Origin of the sequence: Planomicrobium sp. YIM 101495, assembly GCF_009707665.1 — a bacterium.
Lineage (GTDB): Bacteria > Bacillota > Bacilli > Bacillales_A > Planococcaceae > Planococcus.
Genome location: NZ_WLZW01000003.1, coordinates 207,089 through 228,404, shown reverse-complemented (window position 1 = coordinate 228,404; position 21,316 = coordinate 207,089). Strand labels below are relative to the sequence as shown.

The window sequence follows — 21,316 nt, the reverse complement described above, 5'->3', positions numbered from 1 at the left end:
CACCTGTTGCTGGCTTGACGTTCTCACAAGGAGAACCGTCAACCTTGATCTGCCCGGAGGCTGATCAGTAAATATTTCATCAACGTTTTGCTGTTCAGTTTTCAAGGTTCATGTTGTTACTTCTTTAAACTTGCTTCGCTCATCAGCGACTTCATTAATATACCTTATCTTCAACTTTCCGTCAATACTATTTTAAAATATTTTTTCGGGCTGTTTTTTAAGGACATGTATTAATATAAACCGCCGACGGCATAAATGCAAGCTTAATTTCGAATTAATTTAGATTTAATTTTCTCGAAGTCGATCACGAACAGCACAATGCCTGCAATGACGACGGATCCGCCAGCAATCTGACTCCAAGAAAGCCCTTCGTTCAAGATGAAATACGCTAGGATGGCAGCTCCTACTGGCTCAAATAAAATGGAGACCGAGATGACATTCGTGCTCATCCACTTCAATGCCCAGTTGAACAACGAATGCCCAAATAGGTTTGGGATAAGCGCGAGCAGGAAGAACCACACCCACTCTTCTGCTGGGTACGGACCGAACGATTCGCCTGTTGCGATGACATAGAAGAATAATGTTATTGTACTAAAACTGTAGACAAGGAATGTATAAGTCATGAGTGACAGACGCTTCCTTACTCCCTGCCCCACCAGCAGATAGCTCGTAATAAGTGCACAAGCAATCAAAGCGAGGACATCCCCATATAACGCACTACCGCTCACTTGGAAGTCACCGTACCCGATCAACACACTTCCACTGATGGCAACAACTCCTGCAACTAATGTCTTGATGGAGATTCTTTCTTTAAAGAATATGTATGTCCCGACAAATGCGAAGAGCGGTTGCATCGTGACGAGGACAGTCGAGCTTGCTACCGATGTATAGTTCAATGATTCGAACCATAAGATGAAGTGGAAGGAAAGGAAAATTCCTGCTATGGCAGTGAGCCACCAATCCCCTTTGCTTAACTTCTTGAATTCATGGGTATATTTCCATAAAAGGATCGGACTCAGTAAGAGGACTGAGAAAAGCATCCGATAAAATGCTGTCACTCCCGAATCAGCCGTAGTCATTTTGACGAAAATAGCCGATAGCGCCATCGAGATGACACCGACGATAATGGGGATAGATGGATGAACAATCGGCTTTTCCAAGGTGCACCTCATTTCTTTGTAGTTGGTTAGCGGTCGAGAACACCGCTTCCTTCTATTATGTTCATTCCGGCTGATACGGGTCAAGAGTCAAACGAAGCATCTCGAGGGGAGGATGAACGATGGAGCTGTACGCTGCTTTTGAGATTTTATCATGGGAAACTTTTTTGAAACTGCTGATTGCTGCACTGCTGAGCCTGGTCATCGGGTTGGAGCGTGAATTGAAACGGAAACCGGTCGGCCTAAAAACGAGTATGGTCATCTCGACGTTCAGTTGTTTGCTGACAATCATCTCGATCGAGTCTGTCTATTTAGCAGAGCCAAGCGAGTTTTCTGGCGTCAATGTCACGATGGATCCGCTCCGTCTAGCTGCCCAAATCGTCTCGGGGATCGGCTTCCTTGGCGCCGGGGTCATCTTGAAGCGCGGCAATGATTCCATTTCCGGACTGACGACCGCTGCCATGATCTGGGGAGCAGGCGGAATCGGCATCGCTGTCGCTGCCGGGTTTTACTTGGAAGCTGCAACTGCGGTCTTAATCGTGCTTGTCGGTATTGAAGTTCTACCTCCTCTTCTCTTTCGTTTCGGACCGAAGCGATTGCGGATGGAAGAAGCGAACATGATCATCAAAGTAAAGGACCAGGAAAACATCCGGTTCGTCGTACAAGAGTTGAATGCGACCGACTTATTGATCGAAAGCTTATCCATCAGAAAAACGGTGGATGAAGTCGATCCGTCAATCGATCGGTATGAATTGCGCGTACGGCTCGGATACCTGCAGGACCGGAATACAATCGATCTGTTTCAAGAAATATCCGAGATCCAGAACATCGAATTAGTGGAGATTGAGCTGTTGAATCATTAGAAACGAAAAAGGGGCTGTTCTGCAATTGCAGAACAGCCTCCTTCTATCTATCTAAAGGGATTCGACGAGAATCTTTTTGACATCTTCTGTGTTCAATTTTGTGAAGTTGCCGAATTCACCGTTCACCATCGTCTTCTCGACGATCGTATCGAGCTGTGAATCGTCGATCTTATAGTCTGCGAGATTCGTCGGCGCACCGAGGGATGTCCAGAATTCCACTAAGCGTTCGATTCCTTCCAGCCCTGCCTCTTCAGCAGACTTCCCTTCCGGATCCACACCGAAGACGCGGATTGCCAGTTGGGCAAAACGTTCCGGATTGACGCCGATGTTATGGCGCATCCAACGCGGGAAGAGAATTGCCAGACCACCTGCGTGCGGAATATCATAAACTGCCGAGACAGCGTGTTCGATATTATGCGTCGCCCAGTCTCCGCGGTAGCCCATCTGCAAAAAGTTGTTCAATCCCATCGTTCCAGCAAATAGGATCGTTTCGCGGTGCTCGTAGCTTTCCAAGTCTTCCATCAGCTTCGGTGCCGTTTCAATGATCGCTGCCAAGACCCCTTCACACATACGGTCCTGGACGGGTGTGTTCGTTGCATTGTTGAAATATTGCTCGAAAACGTGGGACATCATATCGACGATGCCGTAGACAGTTTGGTCACTTGGCACAGACTTCGTGTACGTCGCATCCAAGATCGAGAATTTCGGGAATGACAGCGGCGAGCCCCAGCCGTATTTTTCCTGCGTCTCTTCATTTGTGATGACCGATCCCGAGTTCATTTCGGAACCTGTCGCGGCAAGCGTCAAAACGGTCCCGAATGGCAATGCATCTACAGGAATCGCCTTGCGTACAACAAGGTCCCACGCGTCTCCTTCATACTTCGCAGCACATGCGATCAGCTTCGTACAATCGATGACGGAGCCGCCACCCACTGCAAGCAGCACATCGATGCCTTCTTGCTTACAGATTTCCGCACCTTTACGGGCAGTCGAGATACGCGGATTCGGTTCGACGCCACCCAATTCGAAGATTTCCATGCCAGCCTCATTCAACGTTTCCATGACTTCATCGTACAGGCCGTTCCGTTTGATGCTGCCTCCGCCGTAGACGACGAGCACTTTCTTGCCATATTGCGGCATTTCTTTCTTCAGCGCCTCGAGTTTCCCTTTGCCGAAGATCAATTTCACTGGATTGTAAAATGAGAATGCATTCACTCAAATCTCCCCTTTCATCATATCTCCATTATAGAAGTTGCCTGCCTTAAAACGCAAAAAAATCCGCCCAGAAACCCGGACGGATCGTGAGTCGGCTTATACCCAGCCGCGGAAACGTGCTGCTTCCGCTGTTCTGCGTGCTCCAACCATATATGCCGCTAAGCGCATATCGATATTTCGTGTAGATGCTACATTGTAGACGTTTTCGAAAGCATCGATCAATTTCTTGTGGAGTTTTTCGTCCACTTCTTCCTGGGACCAGTAATAACCTTGGTTATTTTGAACCCACTCGAAGTAAGATACGGTTACACCGCCGGCACTCGCCAATACGTCTGGAACAAGTAGGATGCCACGTTCCGTCAAGATCTTCGTCGCCTCGGAAGTTGTCGGTCCGTTCGCTGCTTCGACTACGATCGATGCTTTGATGTCATGCGCATTCTCCGCAGTGATCTGGTTCGCGATCGCTGCCGGAACGATGATATCACAATCCAATTCGAACAATTCTTTGTTCGTGATTGTGTTATCGAACAATGTCGTTACTGTACCGAAGCTGTCGCGACGGTCCAGTAAATAATCGATGTCCAGACCATCTGGATCATGAAGCGCTCCGTATGCATCAGAAATCCCGATCACTTTCGCACCTGCGTCGTGCAAGAACTTCGCCAGGAAACTACCTGCGTTCCCGAAGCCTTGGATGACGACACGCGCACCCTTCATATCGATCCCACGTTTTTTTGCAGCTTCATTGATGACGATGGTCACCCCTTGGGCAGTCGCTTTGTCGCGTCCTTGTGACCCACCTAAAACAATAGGCTTACCGGTGATGAAGCCTGGTGAGTTGAATTCATCGATTTTGCTGTACTCATCGAACATCCATGCCATTATCTGTGAGTTAGTGAACACGTCCGGAGCCGGAATGTCTTTGTTCGGTCCAACGATCTGACTGATCGACCGGACATATCCACGGCTCAAGCGTTCGATTTCCCTCATCGACATTTCACGTGGATCACAAATGATTCCGCCTTTACCACCGCCGTAAGGCAAATCGACGATGCCGCATTTCAGTGTCATCCACATAGATAACGCTTTCACTTCTTCTGGATTCACATCCGGGTGAAAACGGACTCCACCTTTTGTCGGACCTACTGCGTCGTTATGCTGTGCGCGGTATCCTGTAAAAATCTTCGTTTTTCCGTCATCCATTTGTACTGGAATACGGACTTCCATCATACGCATCGGTTCTTTCAGTAGTTCGTACATGGATTCTTCGTACCCTAGTTTATCCAGTGCCGTCTTAATGACATTTTGAGTTGACGTCAACAAATTCAAATTATCAGCCATTGTTTTAGTTCGCCTCTTTATATTTTTAGTAATTACTTCGAAATAAGTGTAACACAGTTAGACTTTCTAAAGCGAGAAATGTTATGATTTTGCGAATACTTTTTGAATACGCTCAATTGCCCAATCCAATTCCTCTTTCGAGATGATCAATGGAGGGGCAAATCGGATCACTGTGTCATGTGTTTCTTTGCACAGAAGTCCCAATCCCTTCAATTCTTCGCAATACGGACGTGCCTCTTCTTTCAATTCCATGCCGATGAACAAGCCGCGTCCTCTTACTTCTTTGATCGACGGATGATTGATGCCACGCAGTTGCTCCATGAAGTACTCGCCCATCTCAAGTGAACGTTCCGAAAGCTTCTCGTCGATCAGGACTTCCAAAGAAGCGACCGATACGGCACACGCAAGTGGATTCCCACCGAAAGTCGAACCGTGCGAGCCTGGGTTGAAGACGCCGAGGATGTCTTTGTCTGCTACGACACAAGAAATCGGGAATACGCCGCCGCCAAGTGCTTTTCCAAGAATGTACATGTCCGGGTTCACATCTTCCCATTCACATGCGAACATTTTCCCCGTACGCGCAAGGCCGCACTGGATTTCATCCGCGATGAAGAGGACATTGTTTTCTTTACATAGATCACGTGCCGCTTTCAAATAGCCTTCAGAAGGGATGTTGATGCCTGCTTCTCCTTGAATCGGTTCAATCAGGAACGCAGCAGTGTTCGGCGTGATCGCCTGTTTCAATGCTTCTAGATCACCGAATGGTACAAGGTTGATACCCGGAAGCATCGGACCGAAGCCACGGCGGTATTCTTCATCGGAGGAAAGCGAGACTGCTGTCATCGTGCGTCCGTGGAAATTGTCTGTACAAGCGATGACTTCCGCTTGCCCTTCAGCCACGCCTTTCACATCGTATGCCCAGCGACGCGCTGCTTTGAATGCTGTCTCGACCGCTTCTGCACCGGTGTTCATTGGCAATGCCATCTCTTTTCCGGAAATGTCACAGATCAGTTCATACCACGGCGCCAATTGGTCATTGTGGAATGCGCGGGATGTCAAAGTGACACGGTCCGCCTGGTCTTTCAATGCTTGGATGATTTTCGGGTGGCGATGTCCTTGGTTGACTGCTGAATATGCAGATAGCATGTCCATGAACTTGTTGCCTTCCGGATCTTTCACCCATACTCCTTCAGCTTCGGAAATGACGATCGGCAGCGGGTGGTAGTTGTTGGCACCGTATTTTTCCGTTTTTTCAATGATTGCGCTTGTTTGAGTCATCTGAATTCCTCCTTTTTAAAGAAAGGCAGACATTGTGTCCGCCTTCGATTGAATAATTATACCATAAAGAGAATTATTATAGCATCTCGGATGTTGTTTTCGCTTGCATGTGAAGCGTCAAGTAATCCGGTCCGCCGGCTTTTGAATCTGTTCCTGACATGTTGAACCCACCGAATGGCTGGTATCCAACGATCGCGCCCGTACAGCCGCGGTTGAAGTACAAGTTCCCGACGTGGAATTCGTCACGTGCATATTCAAGGTGCTCACGGTTGTTCGTGATGACTGCACCCGTCAAGCCGTACTCTGTGTTGTTCGCGATGTCGATCGCTTCTTTGAAGTCTTTCGCTTTCGTAAAGCCGACTACTGGACCAAAGATTTCTTCCTGCATGACGCGTGCTTTCGGATCAAGGTCTGCGATGATCGTCGGGTTGATGAAGTAGCCTTTCGAATCGTCGCCTGCTCCGCCTGCAACGATGCGGCCTTCTTCTTTCCCGATTTCGATGTAATCAGAGATCTTCTTGAATGCTGCTTCGTCGATAACCGGTCCCATGAAGTGTGACTGGTCTGTCGGGTTACCGACCGTCAATTCTTTTGTCAATTCGATTGCGCGCTCAAGCACTTCGTCGTAAACATCTTCTACGATGACAGCACGTGAACAAGCTGAACACTTCTGTCCGCTGAAGCCGAATGCCGATTTCACGATTGTCTGCGCTGCAAGTTCAAGGTCCGCCTCTTTATCGACGACCATTGTATCTTTCCCGCCCATCTCAGCGATCAAACGTTTCATCCAGATTTGGCCGTCACTGATTTTCGCAGAACGTTCTGCGATGCGTAGTCCGACAGCACGTGAACCTGTGAACGAGATGAAGCGCGTGTTCGGGTGGTCCACCAAGTAGTCGCCGACTTCAGCGCCTGGTCCAGGAATGTAGTTGACGACGCCCGCTGGCATGCCCGCTTCTTCAAGAACTTCGATGAATTTGTAAGCGACGACTGGTGTCGTCGATGCTGGCTTCAATAGAACTGTGTTCCCTGTCACCATTGCCGCAACTGCCGTACCTGCCATGATCGCGAATGCGAAATTCCATGGAGAGATGATGACGCCTACGCCAAGCGGGATGTAATCGTAACGGTTGAACTCACCTGGGCGGCTTTCGACTGGCATGCCGTCTTTCAGGCGCAGCATCTGACGTCCGTAATATTCAAGGAAGTCGATCGCTTCTGCTGTATCTGCATCCGCTTCATTCCAAGGCTTGCCTGCTTCTTTCGTCAAAAGTGCAGAGAATTCGTGTTTGCGGCGGCGGATGATTGCTGCTGCTTTGAACAAGACATCTGCACGCACTTCCGGTTTTACTTTTTTCCAAGATTTGAATGCTTTATCTGCAGCTTGCATTGCTTGCTCTGCTAGTTCTTTATTCGATTTCGAGACCTTGCCGATGATTTCTTCTTTATCAGCGGGGTTGAACGACACGATCTTGTCGTCTGTCATGATGCGTTCCCCGCCGATTACTAGTGGGTAGTCCTGGCCAAGGTATGCTTCCACCGTCTTCAAGCCTTCCAGGAAAGCATCGCGGTTAGCGTCAATTGAAAAATCTGTGAATGGTTCGTGTTTGTACGGAATCATTGTAATTCCTCCCTTTTTCGTTAATGCGCAAAATAAATTTGCACATTCAATCTGTTTCCACTTATAATAATGCAAAAGATTGTTGCACTTTTCAAGCTTTTTCTCTTAAATAAATTTATTTTATGGGGTGTCGTCATGTTACCGGAAGAAAAGGAGATGGAAGCGTTTTATCAAATTGCTGCAGAACACGTAGCTGTCGGGCTGCACGCGATCGATTTGACGGGCAGGACAGTTTTATATAACCAAAAGATGAAAGAAATCGAAGGGTTCGATCTGGAGCAGATCCAGGACCGTTCGATTCTTGAGCTTTTCCGCTTTGAAGGGCAAGAAAGTACATTGTTGAAAGTTTTGCACGGCGGGAATGCAGTGTTGAACGTCAAGCAAACATACTGGAATCGGAAGGGCCAGGAAATTACGACCATCAATGATACGTACCCGGTTTTCGATCAAGGGAAGCTGATCGGCGCAATCGAGATCGCCCGTGATGTCACACGTCTCGAACGGATCATTTTCCAGCCGCTGAAAAAAGATGCGGAGCCGATTACGTTCTCTTCTTTCGTCGCAGCTTCGGATTCGATGAAGCGCGTTCTTGAGACGGCCGAGAAAGCCGCTGCCTCAAAACTGCCGGTCCTGCTCGTCGGGGAATCCGGAACCGGCAAGGAGCGTGTAGCGGAAGCGATCCATCGCGCCAGCTCCTCCGAAAAACCGATGCACACCCTTTTTTGCCACGGCACGGACGAGTCGTTGATCGAACAACTCGGCAAAGACTTGCAGCAAACATCGGGGGGCACCATCTACCATGAACGGATCGACTTGCTGTCTCCTGAGCTCCAACAGTCCTTGCTGAATGTCCTGACACAGCAAGCTGCTGAAAAAGGGAGCCATTTCTTCATCGCTTCAGTCGGTGAGGATCCAGTCGAACTAATTGCTAGCGGGAAACTGCTCAAGGATCTGTATTACTTCTTCTCTTCTTTGACAATCCAGATCGAGCCGCTCCGCAAGCGGAAAGAAGACATCTTGCCATTCGCGGAAGATTTCTTCTCGCGGCACCGACTGAAATTCGGTTCGTTCATCACTACGCTCGATGAGCAAGTGAAGACCGCTTTCCTTCAATACGACTGGCCGGGGAACGAAAAACAACTCGAGCTGGTACTTGAAGAAATGACTGCACTTGTCACGACGGAAGAAATCGCCGGGCCGGATCTCCTGCCGCCCTACTTCAAAATGAAGGTGCAGCAATCCGACGTCCGCCAGCCCGAAGACTTCCTGATCCAGCCGGAAAAGGAAATGGTCCCACTCGATGAGTACCTTCTTGAAGCTGAACGATACTATCTGGAAAAAGCGATGGCGCTTCACGACCACAACATCACGAAAGCGGCTCAAGCACTCGGCATGAGTCGCCAGAATCTCCAATACCGTTTACGGAAAATCAAGAAAACGATACAAACGGATGATTGAATATACATGAAGCTATTCCAGGATGATTTCCGTGAATGGCTTTTTCTTTCCGCAAAATAAAAAAAGCTACCCGGAAAGTCGAGAAAACGACTTTCTAGGTAGCTCCTAATCATTATTGTTGTCCAGAACGTTTGATCCACTCTTGCATTTTATCTTTCAAAGAGTTGAACCCTTCTGAATCATTTTCATCTACGCGCGTTTGAAGAGATTTCTTCGGGCGTTCAGTGCGCTGAGCTGCCGGTGGCTCTTCTTGCAAAGCACGGATCGACAAGCTGATTTTTTTCGATTTCTCATCAACTTCAAGAACTTTTACGTCCACTTCTTGGCCAACTGCCAAAAATTCGCTGACTTCTTTAACGTAACCGTGTGTAATTTCAGAGATGTGCACCAAGCCTTGTGTGTTCTCATCCAAAGCGACAAACGCTCCGTATGGCTGGATTCCAGTTACTTTCCCTTTGATCGTATCTCCTGGTTTGTATGAATTTGTCATGTTAAATCCGCTCCTAGTCTTATCTGATTTTCCCTCTATACCTGTAACGGCATCAGTGTATTCTACCATAACTTTCGCTCGGTTACCAATAACCGGCGTCCAGCCGCCAGCCTTCCTCAGTTTTGATCATGTTGTAATACGATTGGCGTGTGGGAACCGAAAGCACGAACGAGCCATAAACCTTGTCCTGTTCCATCATGTACACTTCTGTATTGAAAGTCATTGTTTCGATGCTCTCGAAACTGAACGAAGGGTCTTGGACCAAGAGCCTCTCTTCCATCTCTTCTTCCGTTAAAACTTCCAGGCCGTCTTCCCTATACATCAACCGTTGCAAGACGTCCCAGTCCTTTTCAGCTTCTGCGTATACATAGAGCGCCCCAAGCACAAGCGGTTCCGCCTCTTGAAGCACTGACTCATCCCCATTTTGTAACGAGCTGTACAGCGAACGGATTTGTTCCTTGAAGGCATCCATCTCCGCTCCAGAGGTCATGTGTTCCGACCATTGATGCTTCAGTTTCCAAGGCCCCTCCGCTCGTGTCACAAGCGCAGGACCGCTACGGCCCATCTCTTCATTATCTGCCAAGTTGTTATAACCGAGCTCGATCATGACCATCATCTGATCCGCGTTTCGCTGAGAATTGCCTTCGAATGTTTGCAGCCAGCGAAGTTTATCTTGAATGTCCGGCAGGCGCTCCCAATCGCGGATGAATTCTTCTTTATCCGGACGCGCTGCATTGTCTTCCAATAAGTGCCACATCGTCTCCGGATCATCCATCCGGTTGGCGAAGTGGTAGAGCAAATATATATCGAGCGGGTCACTCTCTGCCAATGCTTGGTCCGAGTATTCCTCGCTGTACGCTTCATAAAGAGGCGTCATACTCTCCCATTCAAAGGTCATGAGATCGACGAACCGTTCCTTCACCATCCGGTCCGCAAACGGCATCAATGCCGAAAGCTCCCCACGCTGCTTCATTTCGATGGCAACCGAGATGTCATTGTAAGCAAGCTCATCAAGCGATGCCGACTCTTTCCAGCCGCTCGCCTCCATTTCCCCCACAATCGGATGAAGGATGTAATACATCGGATCCTGGGAACTTGAGAGCATCATATTCCACAGTTTCTTCCGTTCTGCATCGAGTTCGCTTTCATCTTCTGACAAGTCCGGGCTTTTCAACACATACCAGAATAGTTGCTCGAACCACACTTCCAATTCATCCAGAATATGCGGCTCCATCAGTTCATCCGCCAGCAGCATTTCCATGTAAGACAGATGCATCGCAAGTGCGTCCGGATGATCCAGTATGATTCCTGTGCCATCCAGATAAGGAGCTTCCGATAGGATTTCCATGTAAATATGATTCCAATCCATCGACAGCACTGGCATCGTGTACAATGGTTGGACATCCCGTTTTGCCAGGAAGGTCGGCCGGTTCGGATGCACATCCACCCGTACTCCCGCATTGTATTGCTGCTCTAGAATCCGCGTCACTTCCTCAGGGTAATCCTCCAAGTTCGTCATCAGTTCGTCGACCGATAATTGCCCGTCCCGCTCCGCATACGACAATTCTTTCGCGTATTGGAAAAATAGGATGTTGAGCAGATTCATCAATTCCTGCGTTTTATTTGCATACGAATGGATGAAATCAATTTGCTCTTCACCTTTCAACAAACCGACGTAGCGGAAATCAGACATATCCCCCGGCACATGAATCTGCATCATCAGCCCTTTAAACAGCTGTTCCATCTGTTCCAGGTCCATTCGCATTTCCTTCAGCTCCGCTTTGCTGAAAAACTTCTCGAATGCCGCATCTGCCGTTTTGACATAGTTCAACTGCTCGAGCCGTTCTTCCGTCAGTCCAAGCTTTGCATGTGCCGTCGCCCGGTAATGCTTGTACTCCTGCTTCCATTCCTCGATCTGCGCATCCGACACGTAGTCATCGGAGCTTTCGACCGCCTCGCTCCCTCTTGACGGCTCTTCCAGCAGGAAGGTCGAACCGATGATGGCACCAATCCCGATGATCGCTGCTGTCCACACCGCTGCCGCTTTTTTCGATGCCGGCTTTTTGGGAGAGATTGCTGGCTGCGTCTTGTCTGTTTCTTCTTCCGGGGCGGACTCTTGTTCCGGTTCCACGTTGTTCTCTTCAACTGGCACTAAGAATGTCAAACGATCATATGACTTCTTCAAGAGTTCCAGCCGTTGTTCAAGCTGATCTTCGCTGGCCAGCCCTAAGTTACCACCCAAAGAAGACATCCCCTGCTCAAGTGCATGCGCTATAGCATCTTTCTTTTCATCTGTAAGTGCAGCGATTCTCCCCATTGTTATTCCGTGAAAAGTTGTAAGCACGACCGCATTCCGTTCCCCGAACGGCAATTTCTGCAATTGGTCGTGCAGTTCTTTGTCTTCCGGAAAACGGAACTGTGACGTACTTTCCTTCAAATCGGTAAACGATTCTTCCCGCAATGCCCGGATCGCTTCCTGATAAAAGACCCCTTCAAGCACACCAAGCTCCGCCTTCTCTGTAAGTAAGGCGTGCTGATTCGTTATGTAAGTTGTAAACTCCACTACCCGGTTTGCTGCGACACCGTGCTGGAAGCTGAATAGTCCGATCGATTGCTGTAATTCCGCAATCAGCTGTCTTCTTTTCTCTGCTCCATCTTCCCCATCCCTCATCAAGTCATTCCTCCCCCTTGCAGTGCAAAAACAACAACTTAGGAACCCCTCCTTCCATTATATACGTGAAAACCACTTCCGACAGCTATGTTTTTTGGCTACAGTCATGTACAATGAAAAAATCTATTCGTTTTTTAGGAGGGCAACAATGGACAATCGCGAACAATGGACTTCCAAGGTTGGCTTCATCCTTGCTGCAGCAGGTAGTGCAGTCGGACTCGGCGCAATCTGGAAGTTTCCTTACGAAACAGGAATGAACGGCGGAAGTGTTTTCATTCTGCTCTTCATTCTTTCTACCGTCTTGATCGGACTTCCGATCCTGCTCGCTGAATTCGTCATCGGACGGCGCGGACAGGCGGATGCCGTATCCGGCTTGAAGAAGCTTGCCCCGGATAAGCATTGGTATTTGATCGGGTATTCCGGTCTCGTCTTTTCTTTCTTGATCCTGTCATTCTATTCGGTCGTCGGAGGTTGGATCCTTTCGTACCTCGGACGCTCGATTTTCTTCCAATTGTCAGGGCTGGGCGACCAGCAATACGGAGAGCTGTTCACGAGCATCATCGGGAACCCGCTCGAGGTGTTACTCGCTCAAGCTGCCTTCATGTTCTTGACGATTTGGATCGTACAAGGCGGAATCAAGAAAGGGATCGAACGTGCCAGCAAAATCATGATGCCGGCGTTGCTCCTTTTCCTGGTCCTCTTGCTCGTTCGTTCACTGACGCTCGATGGCGCAATGGAAGGCGTAAGATTCCTTTTCGTTCCTGACTGGTCATTCTTTACATTCGAGACTGCACTCGTTGCGCTCGGACAGGCATTCTTCTCACTTAGTGTCGGGGTTGCCGGAATGATCACGTATGCTTCTTACTTATCAAAAGCCGAGAATTTGACGCGTTCTTCAGTTAGCGTCGTGAGTCTCAACATCGTCATCTCGATCGTCGCAGGCCTCATTATTTTTCCGGCAGTTTTCGCACTAGGTTACACACCGGATCAAGGTCCTGGACTTGTCTTCATCATTTTGCCAGCAATTTTCGATCAGCTGTTCATGGGGGACTTCCTCCTGATCATCTTCTTCATCCTGATGTTGTTCGCAACGTTGACGTCGTCGATTTCCATGCTGGAGATCACGGTATCAATCGTCGTGAAGAACAAGTACGACCGCCGGAGACGCATGGCTTGGGTTGCGGGCTTGTTCATCTTCATCGTCGGGATTCCAAGTGCCCTGTCATTCGGCGTTCTATCGGAGCCATTCTTGTTCGGCTATATCTTCTTCGACTTTGTCGACCTATTGACGAGCCGGATCGGACTGCCACTCGGCGCCTTGTTCATTTCTCTGTTCGCAGGCTACATCCTGTCGAAGAGCGACATCGATTCCGAACTGCAAGGCCCGTCGAAGTGGACGCGCACGTGGAGAATTATCGTCCGTTACGTAGCACCTGCCGCAATCGTCATCGTCTTCGTCCAAGGCATTATCGACCTATTTTCTTGATTGTCTGTAAATTGCCATAAACTCATCATGGTAAGTTCTTGAAAACGTGTTACAGTTAAAATAAAGTAATATCAACATTTCAACGAAGGAGTGGCTGAAGATGAAAAAAGATCTGCACGCTCAATTAAAATTCCTGCGGGAAGAACGGAATTTGTCTTTGGACGACTTGTCCTTAAAAACACGCATCGGTACCGCCCGTCTTCAGGCTTATGAAGCTGGCGAACAAGTGCCTTCCGTCCAAACTATCTTAAAACTATCAAACGCACTCGAAGTACCTGCCTCCAACTTGTTGGATGGAATAGAAGAAAAATTGTCAAACTAAAAAAAGCGGGCCCCGGAAGTCATGTTTCGTGAACTTTCAGGGTCAGCTTTTTTTCATTTTCAGGAAGTCATCAAATGATGTGCTTCGCTTCGTATTTCAATGCTAGTAATTTATAGGAAACTTCTACGCAGTCCTCGAGCGGAATCCATTTTCCGAATGCATCAGCGTAAACGTGCTGGATCTTCCGACCAAGCTCGGATGGATGATCCAGTGTCTCGAGCTCCTTCAAGACTTCCGCAATTTCTGTCTGACAGCCATCGCTTCCTGCCGCAAGCGGACCCCACTCTTCCAGAACCCTGCCTGCACGGCGATTCATCTCACTCATATCCATTTTCGCTCCACCTATCATTTTAATCACATCTGAAAGCTATCTTATCCGAAAAAAATTGTCCGGGAAAGGAATCACTCTTGCCCGGACAATTTCAGTTCAGTATCGATGGTTACTCGACGACTTCGACCGTTTCGATCAAGATCGGTTCGACTGGCTTATCCATCTGTGATTCGACGTTCGCGATCGCATCGACAACATCCATCCCGTTGATCACTTGACCGAAGACCGTATGGCCACCGTCAAGCCAAGGCGTGCCGCCCTGCTCTAGGTATGCTTCCTGGATTTCTGCAGGATAAGCATCTGTTATCTGCTCCGGCTGAACTGCATTTGCCTGAACGATGAAGAATTGGCTGCCGTTCGTATTCGGTCCGGCATTGGCCATTGAAAGTGCTCCACGCAAGTTGAACAGTGAGTCGTGGAACTCATCTTCGAAATCTGCTCCGAAAATACTTTCACCACCGCCACCAGTTCCTGTCGGGTCACCGCCTTGAATCATGAATTCCGGAATGACGCGATGGAAGGAAACGCCTTCATAGTACCCTTCTTCCGCCAATCCGAGGAAGTTCTCCACCGTTTTCGGTGCTTGTTCAGGGAACAATTTGATTTCGATTTCCCCAAGCGTCGTCGTCATGCGAACTAGAACTTCGTCTTCTGCGACTTCTTCGCTCAATTGCGGGTATACATCTTGTGATTGCGTTTCTTCTACTTGTTCTGTTTGTTCCGCAACGTCTTCAGTTCCTGTGTTTTCCGTTGCCCCGTCCTCTTGTGCGTTACAACCTGCAGCTAATAATGCTGCGGCAAAAATGAATGCTAATTTCTTTCTCATTCCAAATCACCCCTCGTTCATTTTACCATAGCGCAAAGCCGCGTCCACTCCCATTTCAATCCTTTGTTTAGGGTAGCGAAATAATATATAATAAAGATAGCGTAAGCAAGAAGGAAGGTTTTCGTCATGGACGTTCATAAAAAGAACTTTATCATTATCATGATTTCCAACTTCCTCGTCGCAGGAAGTACAACGATGATTATGCCTTTTCTTTCTCTTTACATCGATTCGATGGGCCATTACTCTGACGAGTACGTACAGCGCTGGGCAGGTCTCGTCTTCGGCATCACGTTTGTCGCCGCACTGATCATGTCACCGATCTGGGGCCGCATCGCGGATAAATACGGATTCAAGCCGATCCTTCTCATCAACAGCATCGGAATCGCCGTCTCCATCTTCATGATGGGGACCGCGGATTCCGTCATGGAACTGTTTTTCATCCGCTTGTTCATGGGATTGGTGACAGGCTTCATCCCGACTTCCTTGGCCTTCATCAGTGCACAGACTGACCGGGAAACAGCCGGGAAGACACTTGGCACACTGCAGATGGGGAGTGTCTCGGGAACATTGTTCGGACCTGTCATCGGTGGACTTCTCGCCGATGCCTTCGGATTCACGTATACATTCCTGATCACAGCAGCCGCCATTTCGATCGCAGCCGTGTTCGTGGCCGTCGGAATCAAGGAGATCAAGAAGAAGGCGAAAAAAGACGCGCATGTGTATGCCCGCAAAACGATCGTGCAAGGCATTTTCCATCACCGGCTACTCCTGAACGTGATGATCATCACTGCCCTCATCCAGATCGGGAACTTCAGTATCCAGCCGCTCCTGTCATTGTATGTCGCGCATTTGACGGATGCATCTGATGTCGCGCTGCTCGCAGGCATCACCTTCAGTGCGACAGGTGTCGGGAATCTCTTGTTCGCGCGCCGCTGGGGCCGTCTTGGTGATTCCATCGGCTACGAGAAAGTGCTCGGATTCCTGCTCGTCTTAGCTTTTATTTTCATCATCCCGCAGGCATTCGTCACCGAATTATGGCAGCTGATGATTCTCCGCCTCTTCTTCGGGATAGCAGTCGGTGGGATGATTCCGACGACGACGGCGCTCATGAGACGTGAAGCACCGATCGAGATCCAAGGTGAAGTGATGGGCTACAACACGAGTTTCCGTTTCCTCGGCAATATCGTCGGTCCGATGTTCGGCGGGATCGTCAGTGGATTCGTCGGCATCCCGGCCGTGTTCGTCGTTACAGGTGCGCTCTTCATCGCTTCGTTCTTCTTCCTCCGCCAAACGCTGAAGAAGCCGGAACAGGACTTTGAAGAGGTACTGCTCGAACAGGAATTGAAATCCATGTAGGGTAAGGAATTCATGCAATAAGAGTACTTGGGGGAATCGGTCGATCCTCCCAAGTACTTTTTTGGTTTCCGACAAACTTCTTACACATTTTCAGTTGAAAATAGCCTTATTTCTCATCGCTTACTTCCTATTTAAAACATCGAAATTCAAATATGCGATGCGGGCGAAAGTCGGGAACTGAGCCATGCATAAATGTGCGATATACGGTATACTTTTCACTATAACTTATTAATGTTTTTGGAAGGGGGATTCCTTTGTACCTTGTGCTTTTGATTTTCCTGCCGCTGTTGGCAGCCGTGTTCATCCCGTTTCTGTTCAAACGGGTCGGGAAAATCCATACAGGCTGGTTCGTTTTTGCCGTTCCGGCAGCCTTGTTCATTTATTACTTGACCTTGATTTCTGATGTGATGAATGGCGGAACTTTCATTGAAGAATTCGCCTGGATTCCTTCTCTCGATATCGCGATCAGCTCCTATATCGATGGGTTGAGCCTGTTGTTCTCACTCCTGATTACAGGGATCGGCTCATTGGTTGTTCTTTACTCGGTTTTTTATCTTGATAAGAACCGTGAGCAATTACATAATTTCTATATTTATCTTTTGATGTTCATGACTGCAATGCTTGGTGTCGTCCAGTCGGACCATATGATCTCCCTTTACCTGTTCTGGGAATTGACGTCGATTTCGTCCTTCCTGTTGATCGGTTATTGGTATACGCGTGACCGTTCACGCTTTGGTGCATTGAAGTCCATGATGATCACTGTGTTCGGCGGTTTGATGATGCTCGGTGGGTTCATTCTTCTCTATATCATGGGCGGGACATATTCCATCCGCGAATTGATTCCGCAAGCAGCTGAACTGGTCAACCATGATTTTTTCATCTGGGCACTTGTGCTGATCCTTCTCGGAGCGTTCACGAAGTCCGCCCAGTTCCCGTTCTACATCTGGCTTCCGGATGCAATGGAAGCGCCTACTCCGGTCAGTGCATACTTGCACTCCGCGACGATGGTCAAAGCAGGCCTTTATTTGGTCGCACGTTTCACACCGATTTTCGCACTTGACGGGACTTGGGTCTGGCTCGTTGCCGGCATCGGTTTACTGACGTTGTTCTGGGGTTCGTTCTTCGCAGTGAAGCAGACGGACTTGAAAGGGATCTTGGCGTTCTCGACCGTGTCCCAACTCGGCCTGATCATGTCACTGCTCGGTGTCGCTGCCGCAGCGTACCACGTTGAAGACGCAGCAAGCACGGTGTTCAAATATGCCGCCTTCGCAGCAATCTTCCATTTAATCAACCATGCGACATTCAAAGGCAGCTTGTTCATGATCGCAGGTATCGTCGATCACGAAACCGGCACACGCGATATCCGCAAGCTCGGTGGCTTGATGAGCTTGATGCCGATTTCCTTCACGATTGCGATGATCGGTGCATTCTCGATGGCCGGCCTGCCATTATTGAACGGCTTCCTGAGTAAGGAAATGTTCTTGACGGCGATGCTGTCGATTGCACAGTTCGAACTGTTCTCGATGGATGTATGGGGCTTCCTGTTCCCTGTCCTTGCATGGATCGCATCCGTATTCACATTCATCTATAGTTTCTATTTCGTGTTCCACACGTTCGCTGGCAAGCACAAGCCGGAGCTTCTTCCGAAGAAAGCGCACGAAGCGCCGATCGGCATGCTGATCTCGCCAGCGGTTTTGGCGGTACTCGTCATCGTCATTTTCTTCATTCCGAATTTGGTAGCGGATTGGCTCATCAAGCCGGCTGTCGTAGCGATTCAGCCGTTCCTGTACAACTCCCCTGCTGAAGTGGATGTACATGTCAGCGCTTGGCACGGCTTCCAGCCGGAATTGTTCATGACGATCGGTATCTTTGCGGTCGGCGGTCTGTTGTTCTGGAAGCTCCGCAAATGGCAGAAAGCGTACAAAATATTCCCGGAAGCATTTACACTTAACCGGCTTTACGACGGCATGATGTTCCTCGGCGATACAGGCGCGAACCGCTTTTCACGCATGTACATGGACGGCATCATGCGCAATGGATTCGTCTACATGTTCAGCGCGATGTCAGTCCTCGTGATTGCGACGGTCTTCCTGAATGACGCATTCCTTGTCGATTTCAGCCAGTCCGCTCCGATCGGTTTTTATGAAGTGACCATCATCCTTGCGATGATCATCGGGACAATCGTTATTCTGGTTACAAGTTCACGTTTGACGGCCATCATCGCGCTCGGCGCAGTCGGTTATTCCGTGGCGATCCTATTCGTCATGTTCCGTGCACCGGACCTTGCATTGACGCAGCTCGTCATCGAGACGGTCTCAGTCGCACTGTTCCTCCTTGCGTTCTTCCACTTGCCGAAAGTCGCGAAGAAGATGGAACGTCCAAGCTTCAAGCTCGGCAATGCCATTATCGCCATTGCAGTCGGTGCCATGATGACCATCGTCGCATTGTCCGCACATTCACAGAAAATCATTCCATCAATTTCGGAATATTATAAGGAAACCGTATACACCCTTGGCGGCGGAGGCAACATCGTCAACGTCATCCTCGTGGATTACCGGGGCTTTGATACATTGTTCGAGATTACGGTACTTGGTATCGCAGCGATCGGCATCATCACGATGATCAAACTCCGCTTGAAGAAGAAGGAGGCGCCTCATGAGAACAAATGATGTCATGCTGCAAACAGCGACGAAAGTCGTGACGTTCATTATCTTGGTGTTCGCCATCCACATTTTCTTCGCCGGGCACTATACACCGGGCGGAGGATTCGTCGGTGGTTTGCTGACGGCAAGTGCTGTCGTCCTCCTGATGCTTGCGTTCGATATCAGGACCGTCAAATCCATTCTGCCGATCAACTACGTCACGATGACAGCGATCGGCTTGATCTTAGCACTTGGCACAGCTGCGGCATCGATCGTCTTCGATGTCCCGTTCTTTACACATGCTTATGACTATTTCACATTGCCGTTGTTCGGCGAGACGTCCCTGCATTCAGCGATGCTGTTCGATGCAGGCGTCTACTTGGTTGTTGTCGGAGTCACGATAACCATTATTCAAACGATTGGAGAGGATGAATAATGGAAATTCTAATGTCACTTCTCATCGGGTTCCTGTTCGCTGCTGCTGTTTACTTAATGCTGTCGAAAAGTCTGATCCGGGTCGTTCTCGGAACAGCGGTCCTGAGCCACGCCGCTCACTTGCTGCTGCTCACGATGGGCGGCCTCGGCGGGACGAAGCCGCCAGTGGTTGCAGATGGCGTCACAGTCTACGACTATGCCGACCCGCTCCCGCAAGCACTGATCCTGACAGCGATTGTTATCGCATTCGCCGTCACTGCCTTCCTGCTTGTCGTTTCCTACAGAGCGTATCAGGAGCTTGGAACGGATGATATGAGTCTGATGAAAGGAAATGAAGATGAATGAGTAACTTGCTACTATTTCCGATCATCATCCCGCTGTTTTTTGCCGCTATCTTGATGATGTTCCCGAAAAACATCCGGATGCAGCGCACAATCGCTGCAATCGGCGGCGCATTGACTGTTGCCGCAAGCATCTATCTCGCCTACACCGTCTATCACGACGGCATCCAGGCAGTGACGCTCGGCAGCTGGCCTGCTCCGTTCGGTATTTCGATGGTGTCCGACCTGCTATCCGCATTACTGGTCGTGACGTCTTCCATCATTACGCTGTTCGTCATTTTTTACAGCTTCCCGTCGATCGGTGTCAAGCGCGAGCAGTCGTTTTACTACCCTGCCGTCCTGTTCTTGATGGTCGGAGTGAACGGTGCATTCACGACAGGCGATATTTTCAACTTGTTCGTCTTCGTCGAAGTGCTCTTGATGGCTTCATACGCACTGATCGTACACGGCGGCGAAAAACCGCAGCTGCGTGAAGCGATCAAGTACATCGTCATCAATATCTTTTCGAGTTCACTGTTCGTCGGAACGGTCGCTTACTTGTATTCCGTCACCGGTACGCTCAACATGGCAGATCTCGCGGTGAAAATTCCACAAATCGAAGAAACTGGCATCCTGACCGTCATCGCTGTCCTGTTCTTGATCGTCTTCGGCTTCAAGGCAGCGATCTTTCCACTATACTTCTGGCTGCCGTCAGCTTATGCAGCACCGCCTATTCCGATTCTTGCATTGTTCGGTGCCCTGCTCACGAAAGTCGGCGTCTATGCGATCATGCGTACATATACATTGCTCTTCACGATGAATATCGACTATACACATGAACTGCTCGGCATCATCGCAATCTTGACGATTCTTGCCGGAAGCATCGGGGCACTCGCCTATTTCGATGTCAAGAAGATCATCATTTACAACATCATCATCGCAGTCGGTGTCATCTTGTTCGGTGTTTCTCAGATGAACGAAGCCGGCATCGATGGTTCGATCTTCTACTTGGTGCACGACATGCTAATTAAGGCAGCCTTGTTCTTCCTGATCGGCATCGTTACCGTCCTGTTCGGCACATCCGACCTGCGGAAGATGGGCGGACTTATCAAGACGCGTCCCGGACTTGGCTGGACGTATTTGATCGCTGCCTTCGGGCTTGCGGGAATCCCGCCACTTAGCGGCTTTCCTGGTAAATTGCTGATCGTCCAAGGCGGATTTGAAGGGACACAGTTCTGGGGCTCGATCGTCATCCTTGCTTCCAGCTTGCTTGTACTCCTAAGTGTCGTCCGCATATTCATTTACGCATTCTGGGGAGAACCGGTGGAAACACTGCCCCTCGCAAAACGTTCGTACAATCAGATGTTTATCCCGACAGTCGTACTGGTCGCCATCACAGTCATTTTCGGGGTCGGCGCGGAACTCTTCATGCCACTCATTTCCGGAGCTGGTGAAGTGCTGCTGAATCCTACCGCTTATATCGACGCGGTATTCAAGGAGTAGA

At 49.2% G+C, this 21,316-nt stretch carries 18 protein-coding genes; 9 read left to right on the top strand and 9 right to left on the bottom strand.

What is annotated here, in order from left to right:
- Positions 1-263 precede the first annotated feature (263 nt).
- The gene (locus GIW82_RS12375) at positions 264-1,160 is read right to left on the bottom strand and encodes a DMT family transporter (protein ID WP_154750246.1); all 897 of its coding nucleotides are present in this window, start codon (positions 1,158-1,160) and stop codon (positions 264-266) included.
- Between the two features lie 119 nt (positions 1,161-1,279).
- Between GIW82_RS12375 and GIW82_RS12370 the strand changes: the two genes are divergently transcribed.
- A complete protein-coding gene (locus GIW82_RS12370) occupies positions 1,280-2,020 on the top strand; it encodes an MgtC/SapB family protein (RefSeq protein WP_154750245.1) in 741 nt (246 codons plus the stop codon).
- Between the two features lie 51 nt (positions 2,021-2,071).
- On the opposite strand, the gene GIW82_RS12365 is transcribed toward GIW82_RS12370, so the two are convergent.
- The 4 genes from GIW82_RS12365 to pruA all read right to left on the bottom strand — a co-directional run bounded on the left by GIW82_RS12365 (position 2,072) and on the right by pruA (position 7,475).
- Positions 2,072-3,235: an iron-containing alcohol dehydrogenase gene (locus tag GIW82_RS12365; RefSeq protein WP_370456224.1), complete on the bottom strand. Its 1,164-nt coding sequence runs from the start codon at positions 3,233-3,235 to the stop codon at positions 2,072-2,074.
- A 96-nt stretch (positions 3,236-3,331) separates the two neighbouring features.
- Entirely contained in the window at positions 3,332-4,576 is a 1,245-nt protein-coding gene (locus GIW82_RS12360) for a Glu/Leu/Phe/Val family dehydrogenase (protein ID WP_154750244.1), read from the bottom strand.
- 81 nt (positions 4,577-4,657) lie between these two features.
- The gene (locus tag GIW82_RS12355; protein WP_154750243.1) at positions 4,658-5,854 is read right to left on the bottom strand and encodes an ornithine--oxo-acid transaminase; all 1,197 of its coding nucleotides are present in this window, start codon (positions 5,852-5,854) and stop codon (positions 4,658-4,660) included.
- 76 nt (positions 5,855-5,930) lie between these two features.
- On the bottom strand, positions 5,931-7,475 hold the full coding sequence (gene pruA, locus GIW82_RS12350; protein WP_154750242.1) for an L-glutamate gamma-semialdehyde dehydrogenase: 1,545 nt from the start codon (positions 7,473-7,475) through the stop codon (positions 5,931-5,933).
- A gap of 135 nt (positions 7,476-7,610) precedes the next feature.
- Between pruA and GIW82_RS12345 the strand changes: the two genes are divergently transcribed.
- The gene (locus GIW82_RS12345) at positions 7,611-8,933 is read left to right on the top strand and encodes a sigma 54-interacting transcriptional regulator (RefSeq protein ID WP_154750241.1); all 1,323 of its coding nucleotides are present in this window, start codon (positions 7,611-7,613) and stop codon (positions 8,931-8,933) included.
- A 112-nt stretch (positions 8,934-9,045) separates the two neighbouring features.
- On the opposite strand, the gene yugI is transcribed toward GIW82_RS12345, so the two are convergent.
- Both yugI and GIW82_RS12335 read right to left on the bottom strand, forming a co-directional pair.
- A complete protein-coding gene (yugI, locus tag GIW82_RS12340) occupies positions 9,046-9,423 on the bottom strand; it encodes a S1 domain-containing post-transcriptional regulator GSP13 (RefSeq protein WP_154750240.1) in 378 nt (125 codons plus the stop codon).
- Between the two features lie 82 nt (positions 9,424-9,505).
- On the bottom strand, positions 9,506-12,094 hold the full coding sequence (locus GIW82_RS12335) for a hypothetical protein (RefSeq protein ID WP_154750239.1): 2,589 nt from the start codon (positions 12,092-12,094) through the stop codon (positions 9,506-9,508).
- A 148-nt stretch (positions 12,095-12,242) separates the two neighbouring features.
- On the opposite strand from GIW82_RS12335, the gene GIW82_RS12330 reads away from it, so the two are divergent.
- Positions 12,243-13,580, top strand: coding sequence for a sodium-dependent transporter (locus GIW82_RS12330; protein ID WP_154750238.1), 1,338 nt, complete (start codon positions 12,243-12,245; stop codon positions 13,578-13,580).
- A 100-nt stretch (positions 13,581-13,680) separates the two neighbouring features.
- A complete protein-coding gene (locus GIW82_RS12325; RefSeq protein WP_154750237.1) occupies positions 13,681-13,902 on the top strand; it encodes a helix-turn-helix domain-containing protein in 222 nt (73 codons plus the stop codon).
- A gap of 70 nt (positions 13,903-13,972) precedes the next feature.
- On the opposite strand, the gene GIW82_RS12320 is transcribed toward GIW82_RS12325, so the two are convergent.
- Both GIW82_RS12320 and GIW82_RS12315 read right to left on the bottom strand, forming a co-directional pair.
- Positions 13,973-14,233: a DUF1871 family protein gene (locus GIW82_RS12320; RefSeq protein WP_154750236.1), complete on the bottom strand. Its 261-nt coding sequence runs from the start codon at positions 14,231-14,233 to the stop codon at positions 13,973-13,975.
- A 109-nt stretch (positions 14,234-14,342) separates the two neighbouring features.
- Entirely contained in the window at positions 14,343-15,059 is a 717-nt protein-coding gene (locus GIW82_RS12315; RefSeq protein WP_154750235.1) for a peptidylprolyl isomerase, read from the bottom strand.
- Positions 15,060-15,185: 126 nt separating this feature from the next.
- Here GIW82_RS12315 and GIW82_RS12310 point away from each other — a divergent pair, with 126 nt between their 5' ends.
- The 5 genes from GIW82_RS12310 to GIW82_RS12290 all read left to right on the top strand — a co-directional run bounded on the left by GIW82_RS12310 (position 15,186) and on the right by GIW82_RS12290 (position 21,315).
- Positions 15,186-16,415 carry an MFS transporter gene (locus GIW82_RS12310; RefSeq protein ID WP_154750234.1) on the top strand — a complete coding sequence of 410 codons (1,230 nt, stop codon included), beginning with the start codon at positions 15,186-15,188 and terminating at the stop codon, positions 16,413-16,415.
- A gap of 254 nt (positions 16,416-16,669) precedes the next feature.
- Positions 16,670-19,084 (top strand): Na+/H+ antiporter subunit A, encoded by a 2,415-nt coding sequence (locus GIW82_RS12305; RefSeq protein ID WP_154750233.1) that lies wholly within the window; start codon positions 16,670-16,672, stop codon positions 19,082-19,084.
- Positions 19,071-19,493, top strand: a complete 423-nt coding sequence (locus tag GIW82_RS12300) for a Na(+)/H(+) antiporter subunit B (protein WP_154750232.1) — start codon at positions 19,071-19,073, stop codon at positions 19,491-19,493. Before GIW82_RS12305 ends, GIW82_RS12300 begins: the two co-directional genes overlap by 14 nt.
- Positions 19,493-19,837: a Na(+)/H(+) antiporter subunit C gene (locus GIW82_RS12295; RefSeq protein WP_154750231.1), complete on the top strand. Its 345-nt coding sequence runs from the start codon at positions 19,493-19,495 to the stop codon at positions 19,835-19,837. The genes GIW82_RS12300 and GIW82_RS12295 overlap by 1 nt, the downstream gene beginning before the upstream one ends.
- Entirely contained in the window at positions 19,834-21,315 is a 1,482-nt protein-coding gene (locus GIW82_RS12290) for a Na+/H+ antiporter subunit D (RefSeq protein ID WP_154750230.1), read from the top strand. Before GIW82_RS12295 ends, GIW82_RS12290 begins: the two co-directional genes overlap by 4 nt.
- Position 21,316 lies beyond the last annotated feature (1 nt).

Coding starts and splice junctions, on each gene's coding strand:
- GIW82_RS12345 (WP_154750241.1), top strand. CDS start 7,611: ATGTTACCGGAAGAAAAGGAGATGGAAGCGTTTTATCAAATTGCTGCA.
- GIW82_RS12320 (WP_154750236.1), bottom strand. CDS start 14,233: ATGGATATGAGTGAGATGAATCGCCGTGCAGGCAGGGTTCTGGAAGAG.
- GIW82_RS12310 (WP_154750234.1), top strand. CDS start 15,186: ATGGACGTTCATAAAAAGAACTTTATCATTATCATGATTTCCAACTTC.
- GIW82_RS12315 (WP_154750235.1), bottom strand. CDS start 15,059: ATGAGAAAGAAATTAGCATTCATTTTTGCCGCAGCATTATTAGCTGCA.
- GIW82_RS12325 (WP_154750237.1), top strand. CDS start 13,681: ATGAAAAAAGATCTGCACGCTCAATTAAAATTCCTGCGGGAAGAACGG.
- GIW82_RS12335 (WP_154750239.1), bottom strand. CDS start 12,094: ATGAGGGATGGGGAAGATGGAGCAGAGAAAAGAAGACAGCTGATTGCG.
- pruA (WP_154750242.1), bottom strand. CDS start 7,475: ATGATTCCGTACAAACACGAACCATTCACAGATTTTTCAATTGACGCT.
- GIW82_RS12290 (WP_154750230.1), top strand. CDS start 19,834: ATGAGTAACTTGCTACTATTTCCGATCATCATCCCGCTGTTTTTTGCC.
- yugI (WP_154750240.1), bottom strand. CDS start 9,423: ATGACAAATTCATACAAACCAGGAGATACGATCAAAGGGAAAGTAACT.
- GIW82_RS12330 (WP_154750238.1), top strand. CDS start 12,243: ATGGACAATCGCGAACAATGGACTTCCAAGGTTGGCTTCATCCTTGCT.
- GIW82_RS12295 (WP_154750231.1), top strand. CDS start 19,493: ATGGAAATTCTAATGTCACTTCTCATCGGGTTCCTGTTCGCTGCTGCT.
- GIW82_RS12355 (WP_154750243.1), bottom strand. CDS start 5,854: ATGACTCAAACAAGCGCAATCATTGAAAAAACGGAAAAATACGGTGCC.
- GIW82_RS12360 (WP_154750244.1), bottom strand. CDS start 4,576: ATGGCTGATAATTTGAATTTGTTGACGTCAACTCAAAATGTCATTAAG.
- GIW82_RS12300 (WP_154750232.1), top strand. CDS start 19,071: ATGAGAACAAATGATGTCATGCTGCAAACAGCGACGAAAGTCGTGACG.
- GIW82_RS12370 (WP_154750245.1), top strand. CDS start 1,280: ATGGAGCTGTACGCTGCTTTTGAGATTTTATCATGGGAAACTTTTTTG.